This is a genomic window from Schaedlerella sp., assembly GCF_056796775.1.
Genome location: NZ_JBQIKP010000006.1, coordinates 125,641 through 134,762, shown reverse-complemented (window position 1 = coordinate 134,762; position 9,122 = coordinate 125,641). Strand labels below are relative to the sequence as shown.

Here is a 9,122-nt window from a genome sequence, read left to right as displayed (position 1 = left end):
ATATTCAATAATAAATATGTTGCAATTGGATTTAATGGATAACATCCCTTTAGAATAATGTTATCAAATTCACTTTCAACAAACTTACTTCTAAACGCTGGTAATTGATAATATTCCTGACACGCAGTCGCTCCAAGAATATTCTCATAATGAGGAATGCTACTAAGCTCATCTTCTTTTTTTATAATTGCATTCTTAATCAACTCATAATTATTTTTAGACGAAGTAATAAAATATTTTTCAATAATCCTTCCTTCAATTCCGACGAATGAATTAATAATATCCTGCGAAAGATATTTTCCATATTCTTTTATACTTTTGTGTGTGACCATCGTAAAATACATTTGAGCATTTCGTGAATCTGTTGCCAACTCGCAAAGATCCTGAATTAATTTCATATTTGCCCCTACAGCCATTCCATTTTGGCTTTCTATGAATTTGCTAAACTCGTCAAAAACAATATAAATCCCCTTGTATTTATGCTCTTCTACGAGTTTTTCACTTATACTTTTGTATAAGGGCAACACATCAGATACAACCATCGGATTAAACTCGCTACCTGCTGTGATCTTTGGATAAATGGTTTTGAAAAGTTCCAGAGCTTCCTTTGAATACTTTTTTAAATCCGTCTTGAACCCAGACATACTTATTCCACACATTGAAATTTCTTGCTCAAATACTTCATAAGTATCAAGATAATTTTTTTCCCAGTCATCGATTCTTTCTAATGCAATTGAATAATATGTATCTGGAATCAAATCTAATAATTTTTCGCGCTTTAACGCGTCGTTCAGTCCATATAAAAACGCTTGTTTCAGATCACCCGTAGTATCTGTAATCAATACCGGAAGAAACTTATCCTGACTCCATATCCTCTCAATTTGTTTAGCAGCTGTCTCTCCTATTTCGTCAACTTTTCTTATCTTTTCAATGAGTTTATCGATTACTTCTGTATTCTCTGATGTTCTCTCAAGAGACAGTACAGCAAGAAAGACCAAAAGTAAATGAGATTTTCCTTTGCCATATGGTCCCACCAATAATGTAGCCTGTTCTTTGTTTTCTAATACAGCCTTAGCATATTCACTCATAAGGCTAACAGACGGTTTTGTTGGTATATATCCCAGTACTTTATTCGTCTTATTTAGACTTAAATATAGATTTATCGCCATCTTAAAATTACTATTAAACTCTATAATATTCTTTAACGAATCTATCTTTTCCATGCCATCACCTACTAGCGGTTTTTATAATAGTCTTCCAATATATTTAGTTCCTGCTTTTTTTGCATAAAATAAATCATATCAAGACCAGCCGTTCTGTTAACATGTATATATCCCGCAGCATCTAATCTATCAAAATAATCATTGGCCATTACGCTTGTCAAATTATAAATATTAGCCAATCCATTTTCTCCATAAACCGCTTTTTCAATAGAAACCCCTTCTGAATCTTTTGACATAAGAATCAACTCATACAACACTATCATTTCCGATAAACTCTTCTTGTTAGGGTGATTTTTAATATATTTTCCATCTATATTTTTTATTAATGCCAACTGAGAAAATGGAGAAATACCTTTATCTTCTGGATCTGATTTTTCTTTATTTTTACTGTACATATTAAGCAATACATCCACATCATTACTTAATGATTTTTCAGAAAAATTTTGACCCGCAACATATTTCTTTACTTCTCTTAATAAAATAGCTTCAATCTCGCTTTTTTTCAGTTCATCTGCATCACAATGGTTAAAATACATAAACCAAGTTGTCGCCTCTTCCTTATTTTTAGAAATATAAGAATGCATAATCCACAAAGTAAATGGGTCTTCCAAATACGGATCATATTTAGCAATAAGTTTTCCTCTTTCTGTCAGTTCAACCCCTGACGATCTCTTTTCAATTGTCAGCCCAAAAGCTCTCATCCAATACCTAAGTGATTTAACCATGTTACTTCCGATGCCAAACATGTCTGTTGCATCTTTTCTCAAAAAAACTTCTGGCGCATCGGGAATTATGATAAGCGCCTTGTTAACCCATCCTTCTCTCAAAGCAAACTTTTCATGGCCTTGTAATTTAAATTTAACCTTTTTCACTGCCATACTACAACCTCTTTATACATAATACTTTCCTCATATAACATCCTGCATCGAAATGTCCTACACATTCTGTACATCTCTTACACTTATCGTCATCTATTGAATAAGAAATTTTACCATTCCCATCATCTTTAACATGAATAGCGTCAAACCTACATACACTTTCACATGCCTTACATCCCAAGCACATCTGATATTTTGTAAGCTGGCATTGAACTTTTCCCTCTGCTGCTGACAATGTTCTTGCTTTTGCAATGTGTATATCTTTTATTATCACTTTTAACTTTGTGCCACCAATTCGGCCTTGAAGTATCAATAATACTTTATTAGCCTTATCCACAACAAAAACTTCGCCAAGGCGCTTATTTCCTAATTCCATATTTATATAACCAAACGGCTTAAACAATTCATATAGCTCTTCTGTAATCGGTCTTTGTAAGGCATAGTTGAATGCCCTCTCATCTGTTGCGCATGGCTCGAATGAAACAACCGATGACTGAGCAGCGATAAGCCCATTCCCCCCCTGCCTTGCTTTCCATCCCCCTTCATTCACATATGTTTCCGGATCCGGCTTTCCAACTTGTTTTGCAAAATCCACAAGTATGTCATGCCAATGAGCATACTTGTCATACATATGAATCTTGGCAAGAAATTCCGACCAACCTCCATTATTGGGGCAACACCAGCAACCAACTCGTGTCCATCCGAGCCTATATGCATAATTAAAATCTATCTTTGTGGTTAATATATATAACCAAACATCATAATCAATCCACTCAATAATTGGTGAGACGACAGTTTGTTTCGAAATTTTAGGACTTTCGCTTTCTCTTTCATACTTACTTCTACTCACAGATTCACTATGACGGATACCCTGGAAGCTTAAAATATTACTCTTATCTTTAAATGCAGATGAAATTGTTTTCTGAATTGCTCCGGTCTTAAATACTGTACAGCACCACCGCATAACTCTACTTGGGGGGCCTACTACTTCGCAAAGTCTCTCGAAATTTTTTTCCCTGTTCTTCGCTGTAAGAACTCTAACCCCTTGTGACTCTTCATTTTTGCTAAATCGCTTCTTATATTCAAGCGTATACGGAAATTCCAGTGTTGTATCCCCAAATACATGCAACACTTTGTTTGTCCCCAATGCTCTATTGACAACATGAGAAGTAACTGTAGAATCCTTTCCTCCACTAAACGAGACCATCATATCATCGACTGTATATCGTTCCTTATACTGTTGAACAAAATGAACAGCTTCTTCTGTTATATAGTTATATCTATCGGCGTTTGCTTGAATAAACTTTTCAACAAACTTATCAAAAAATTGATATTCTATTTTCTCAACAAATTGTTCATACTTTTCCTTAATTTGCTTTATCTCTTCAATCGATAATTTGTTTATTTTTGTAATAGGAAGTCTAATCTTTTTCCCATCTACTATATAAACTCCGCTTCCATGCCAAACTGATGAGGCTTGGTATCTTGCAGGATTGTTTTCCAGAATAATGGAAATTAATGCGTTCTCTTCTGGAAAGACAGGGCGTAAATCCGTTGTAACATATTTTCCATCAGTACCACAGATAGGACAAACATTGTCAAAGATAGGTATGTTGCATTTATCACACCAGTAAATTGTAGAAGACATTTTGGTAACACAACCACAGTTAGGCTTTATGCATTTTTCTCCATTCATAGGAACCCTACACTTAGGGCAAATTTTTTCTATCATATACTCTCTAATATCTATTCGCTCATTACCGCATCACAGATATCTCCCATTTTACAATCCAAATATTCACAGGTCAGCAAAATTACAGATATAAACAATTCTAATTCATAACCTTTTGTAGTTTATTTTCATTTCAAATCACAATTGATAAAATCAGGAATTCTGTAAGAACACCTATTAGGCATTTTAACACAGGGCAATATATACGTCAACTACTGCAAAAGATGTAGACAGAATAAACGCATGAATGAACATGTGGATATATTTCAGTAAAAATTGTGCATATTAACGAAGGTATATTTTTCCAACACTCTTTATCTGACATCGAAAATAATGTATACTATGCCTGAAATAAATGAGATTATAGATTAGAAGGTAAATAAAAGAGATGTCAAAGAAAGATACCAGGCTTCAGAGTTTATCAGAAACCATCCATATTCGAGTAGAAGAATTGAGGGGACTAGGGATAAAAGATTTAGACAAGATATTTATGGAAGAGTGTTTCATGCAGGCAGGCCAGTTTACTGACAGCCGACAACAGGCGAAGGTCCGGCATTCCATGAAAGATATTGTCGGGATTGTTTTCTTTGGTGTCCTTGCAGGAAACGATGAATGGACAGATATCGCTGATTATGCAGTAGACGAAAGGGAGACTTTGGAACAATATCTGGAACTGCCTCATGGGATTCCTTCCCATGATACCATCCAAAGGGTGTTCTCCCTCCTGCGTTCGGACGAACTGCAGAGTATGTTGGTAAATATCTTGATACAGATTGTCACTGTGGCCGGGAAAAAGCTGGATGAATATCTTTATAAAAATGATGAACTGGACTGCTATATCAGAGATGTGATTGCAGCGGATGGAAAGGAAACCCACAATACCGGCAAAAAAAACAGCGAAGATCCCACAGAAAGGCGTAACCTCAATGAATTTAATGTGATGTCAACGGAATGGGGGATCAACCTTTCTTCCACCCGGATTGACGAAAAGAGCAATGAAATCCCGGAAATGCAGAAGGTCATGAAACAACTCGACTGCAGAGGCTGTGTGGTGACTGCGGATGCCATGAATACACAGAAGGCAACAGCACAAGCCATCGTAGAAGAGGCACATGGGGATTACTGCCTTGCCTTGAAGGAAAACCAGAAAACCGCATATCTTGAGGTAAAAAAATACTTTGCGCGCGAAGAACTGCTCAAAGAAATTCAGACAAAGGAGGGGCAGTATATCAAGGAAACCGAGGAAAGAACCTACGATATCATCACAAGAGAATACATGATCACAGACGATATCAAGTGGTTCGAAGACAGAACAGGCTGGAAAAAACTGACATCCATAGGGTATGAAAGGAAAACCATTTTCAAAAAGGAGACCGGAGAAGAATGCGTAGAAGAACGGTATTATCTGTGCAGTATCAAGCCAATCGCAGAACTGTTCGCAATCGTCGCGCGTCGGCATTGGCATATCGAAAATGGCCTGCATTGGGTGCTTGATATCGTATTCAAAGAAGATAAGCTCCGTTCAAAAGAGAAAAATGGGATCCACAATCTTGGCCTGATCCGAAGGTTTGTGATGTTCATTATAAAGTTGTTGAAAGTTTACTATCATAGAAGCATGAAGCGGATCCGTAAGAAAATAGGCAGAAACCTGGAAACGGAGATTTCTGTGATCCTTGCAGTCCTGAAAGTATTATACGATAACGACATGCTGGATGCAATTGACGAACTGGCCAAATAAATGGGAAGATAAATCCACTTTACTGTTCGTGCGTTTATTCTGATTTTTATAGCTATTCATCTTGTAATCCCCTTTTCCCCATGCTATAATAAATCTGGTCGTTCTGATTACTAAGGGCATCTTCACAGAAAGCTGCATCTGCGTAAAAAGGCGTACAAGATCAGCTGATAATTTCCATGATCCATTCAGATATTCCGCATATCTTTTTGAAGCTTCAGGTTATTTTGCAGCCTGTTGCCCTAAAGCGGTGTATTATTTTATCAGACAAATCTGCGCCCGGAACGAGGGCGCTTTTTTATTTTCCCAGAAATGAACCACGGTTCAAAACCGCAGTCTGAGGGATCTGTCCCTCATTCCATCCAGCCATGGAAATGGGACCTTTTGGCAATCAGATTATCACTTGAAGAAGGAGGCTTTTATGGAAACCAGGATCGCTTTGATCGGCATTGTACTGAACAGCACGGAATCCGTAGATGAGCTGAATCACCTGCTGAGTGAATACGGCAGCTTCATCATCGGACGTATGGGAATCCCCTACCGGGAAAAGAACCTGTCCATCATCAGCATCGCCATGGATGCCCCGGCAGACGCCATCAGCGCGCTGTCCGGAAAGCTGGGCATGCTTCCGGGCGTCAGTACCAAAACAATTTACGCAAAAAACAAATAATCTATGTAGTCTGGCTTAGATGTCAGACGCACATTCAGCCATATCCATTTGGCTCACAAAATCAAAAAAACCAGGGAGGAACACAAACCATGTATGACGCAGCATCAAAATGTGCGGATGATTTTATCAACCACGAGGAAATTCTGGACACACTTGCCTACGCGGACGAGAACAAGGAGAACGCAGAGCTGATCGACGCTCTGATCGAGAAGGCGAAGCTCAGAAAGGGCCTTTCGCACCGGGAAGCATCGGTGCTGCTTGCCTGTCAGATCCAGGAAAAAAATGAAGAGATCTTCAAGCTGGCGGAGCAGATCAAAAAGGATTTTTACGGCAACCGGATCGTCATGTTCGCTCCTCTGTATCTGTCCAACTACTGCATCAACAGCTGTACCTACTGCCCCTATCATATTAAAAACAAGCACATTGCCCGCAAAAAGCTGACCCAGGAGGAGATCCGCCGGGAGGTCATCGCGCTGCAGGATATGGGCCACAAGCGTCTTGCCCTGGAAGCAGGGGAGGATCCGGTACATAATACGATGGAATACTATCTGGAATGCATCAATACGATCTACGGCATCAAGCACAAGAACGGCGCCATCCGCCGCGTCAATATCAATATCGCCGCGACTACCGTAGACAATTACCGTCTGTTAAAGGAGGCAGGGATCGGTACGTATATCCTGTTCCAGGAAACCTATCACAAGGAGAGCTATCTTGAGCTCCACCCCGCGGGGCCGAAGCACGACTACAATTATCACACGGAAGCCATGGACCGCGCCATGGAGGGCGGTATTGATGATGTTGGTCTGGGCGTGCTCTTTGGACTGGATAAGTACCGCTACGAATTTGCCGGGCTCCTCATGCACGCAGAACATCTGGAAGCCGCCTTCGGCGTGGGACCCCATACGATCAGCGTACCTCGGCTGAAACGCGCGGACGATATCGATCCCGGCCAGTTCGACAACGGCATTGACGACGATATCTTTGCCAAGCTGGTTGCCTGCATTCGGATTTCCGTACCTTACACCGGAATGATCATTTCCACAAGGGAAAACCAGACCACCCGGGAACGTGTCCTGCACCTGGGCATCTCACAGATCAGCGGCGGTTCCCGCACCAGCGTGGGCGGTTATTATGAGCCGGAACCCGAGGATGAAAAATCCGAGCAGTTCGATGTCAGCGATACCCGTTCCCTGGATGAAGTGGTGCGCTGGCTGATGGAAATGGATTATATCCCCAGCTTCTGCACTGCCTGCTACCGAGAAGGCCGTACCGGAGACCGTTTTATGTCCCTGTGTAAGAGCGGTCAGATCCAGAACTGCTGCCATCCCAATGCACTGATGACGCTCAAGGAATATCTGATGGACTATGCTTCACCGGAAACAAAGGCCATCGGGGATAAGCTGATCGACCGCGAGGTGCTCAATGTGCCCAATGAAAAGGCACGGGCTGTTGTCATGGAAAACCTGCGTTATATCGAGCAGGATAACCGGAGAGATTTCCGTTTTTAATGCCAGCGCATTCGGAAAGGCCGTCAGTACAGCATTGTGTAATCAACAGTGAATGCTGTACTGGCGGCACGCTTTCTAAATTTTTTTAATGGAGGGAATATTCTATGAGTTTAAATGCCGCACCGTCCTCAGACCGCATTCACATCGGGATCTTCGGAAAACGAAATGCGGGGAAATCCAGCCTGATCAATGCCGTCACCAGCCAGAACCTTGCCATTGTTTCTGATATAAAGGGCACCACCACCGATCCGGTACAGAAGGCTATGGAGCTGCTGCCTCTTGGGCCGGTAGTGATGATCGATACCCCGGGGCTGGATGACGAAGGGGAGCTGGGTGCTCTGCGCATCCGAAAAGCGTACCAGGTTCTCAACAAGACGGATATTGCCGTTCTGGTCGTTGACAGCTCCGAGGGGATGACCCGGGAGGATGAACGGATTCTGGAAAAGGTCCGGGAAAAGAAAATCCCTTATGTTATCGCCTTCAACAAATCTGACCTGACAATCCGGCATTCACGCGGATCAGAAATCGCTGCCCCGATTGTTGATTCCATAGATGAATCACACTGTATCTCCGTCAGCGCCCTGACCGGAGAACATATCTGGGAATTGAAGGAACTGATCGCAAAGCAGGCTCCCACTGCCGAAACCCAAAAGCACATCACGGCGGATCTGATCCATCCGGGTGATTTTGTCGTTTTGGTCATCCCCATCGACAGCTCCGCTCCGAAGGGAAGGCTGATCCTGCCCCAGCAGCAGACCATCCGTGATATCCTGGAAGCAGGCGGCGCTGCCGTCGCGGTAAAGGATACCGAGCTGCAGGATACCCTTGCCCGGCTGGGTACGAAGCCGGCGCTGGTCATCACCGACAGCCAGGCATTCCAGAAGGTGTCCGTCCTTGTCCCCCCAGACATCCCGCTGACCTCCTTCTCCATCCTGTTTGCAAGGTACAAAGGAAATCTGGACACGGTGGTACAGGGAGCCAGAACACTGGATCTGCTGCGGGACGGGGACACGGTCCTGATCTCCGAGGGCTGCACCCATCATCGCCAGTGCGAGGATATCGGAACCGTCAAGCTGCCCGGATGGATCCGGAAGTATACCGGAAAGGAGCTCCATTTTGAATTTACAAGCGGGATCGAATTTCCCGATGACCTGAGCAGATACAGGCTGATCATCCACTGCGGCGGCTGTACCTTAAACGAACGGGAAATGAAGTACCGCCTGCAGTGTGCCTGCGACCAGAACGTCCCCATCACCAATTACGGCACGGCGATCGCACATATGAACGGAATCCTCAGCCGAAGCATCGCTCCGCTGCAATAAAATCCATTTAAGACTAATTCAAGGGACATATTGCTCCATCACTTCCTGCAA

General features: G+C 42.3%; 7 protein-coding genes. 4 read left to right on the top strand and 3 right to left on the bottom strand.

Translation table 11 applies throughout. The features are described from left to right. The 3 genes from ACTOY7_RS05080 to ACTOY7_RS05070 all read right to left on the bottom strand — a co-directional run. Window positions 1-1,223, bottom strand: a 1,223-nt coding sequence (locus ACTOY7_RS05080) for a DUF6079 family protein (RefSeq protein WP_490363958.1), incomplete at its 3' end; no start/stop codon positions are given. Between the two features lie 11 nt (window positions 1,224-1,234). Then, a complete protein-coding gene (locus ACTOY7_RS05075) occupies window positions 1,235-2,101 on the bottom strand; it encodes a DUF4007 family protein (protein WP_305182627.1) in 867 nt (288 codons plus the stop codon). A gap of 1 nt (window position 2,102) precedes the next feature. Next, a complete protein-coding gene (locus ACTOY7_RS05070; RefSeq protein ID WP_482672001.1) occupies window positions 2,103-3,833 on the bottom strand; it encodes a phosphoadenosine phosphosulfate reductase domain-containing protein in 1,731 nt (576 codons plus the stop codon). Window positions 3,834-4,221: 388 nt separating this feature from the next. On the opposite strand from ACTOY7_RS05070, the gene ACTOY7_RS05065 reads away from it, so the two are divergent. The 4 genes from ACTOY7_RS05065 (at window position 4,222) to hydF (ending at window position 9,071) form a co-directional block, all read left to right on the top strand. Further along, complete coding sequence (locus ACTOY7_RS05065; protein ID WP_482672002.1) at window positions 4,222-5,571, top strand: ISAs1 family transposase; 1,350 nt, start codon at window positions 4,222-4,224, stop codon at window positions 5,569-5,571. Window positions 5,572-5,989: 418 nt separating this feature from the next. Then, the gene (locus ACTOY7_RS05060; RefSeq protein ID WP_160281412.1) at window positions 5,990-6,238 is read left to right on the top strand and encodes a TM1266 family iron-only hydrogenase system putative regulator; all 249 of its coding nucleotides are present in this window, start codon (window positions 5,990-5,992) and stop codon (window positions 6,236-6,238) included. A gap of 89 nt (window positions 6,239-6,327) precedes the next feature. Next, window positions 6,328-7,749 carry a [FeFe] hydrogenase H-cluster radical SAM maturase HydG gene (gene hydG / locus ACTOY7_RS05055; RefSeq protein WP_160281411.1) on the top strand — a complete coding sequence of 474 codons (1,422 nt, stop codon included), beginning with the start codon at window positions 6,328-6,330 and terminating at the stop codon, window positions 7,747-7,749. Between the two features lie 104 nt (window positions 7,750-7,853). After that, window positions 7,854-9,071, top strand: a complete 1,218-nt coding sequence (hydF, locus tag ACTOY7_RS05050) for a [FeFe] hydrogenase H-cluster maturation GTPase HydF (RefSeq protein WP_394683095.1) — start codon at window positions 7,854-7,856, stop codon at window positions 9,069-9,071. The last annotated feature ends 51 nt before the right edge of the window (window positions 9,072-9,122 follow it).

Coding starts and splice junctions, on each gene's coding strand:
- ACTOY7_RS05060 (WP_160281412.1), top strand. CDS start 5,990: ATGGAAACCAGGATCGCTTTGATCGGCATTGTACTGAACAGCACGGAA.
- ACTOY7_RS05065 (WP_482672002.1), top strand. CDS start 4,222: ATGTCAAAGAAAGATACCAGGCTTCAGAGTTTATCAGAAACCATCCAT.
- hydG (WP_160281411.1), top strand. CDS start 6,328: ATGTATGACGCAGCATCAAAATGTGCGGATGATTTTATCAACCACGAG.
- hydF (WP_394683095.1), top strand. CDS start 7,854: ATGAGTTTAAATGCCGCACCGTCCTCAGACCGCATTCACATCGGGATC.
- ACTOY7_RS05070 (WP_482672001.1), bottom strand. CDS start 3,833: ATGATAGAAAAAATTTGCCCTAAGTGTAGGGTTCCTATGAATGGAGAA.
- ACTOY7_RS05075 (WP_305182627.1), bottom strand. CDS start 2,101: ATGGCAGTGAAAAAGGTTAAATTTAAATTACAAGGCCATGAAAAGTTT.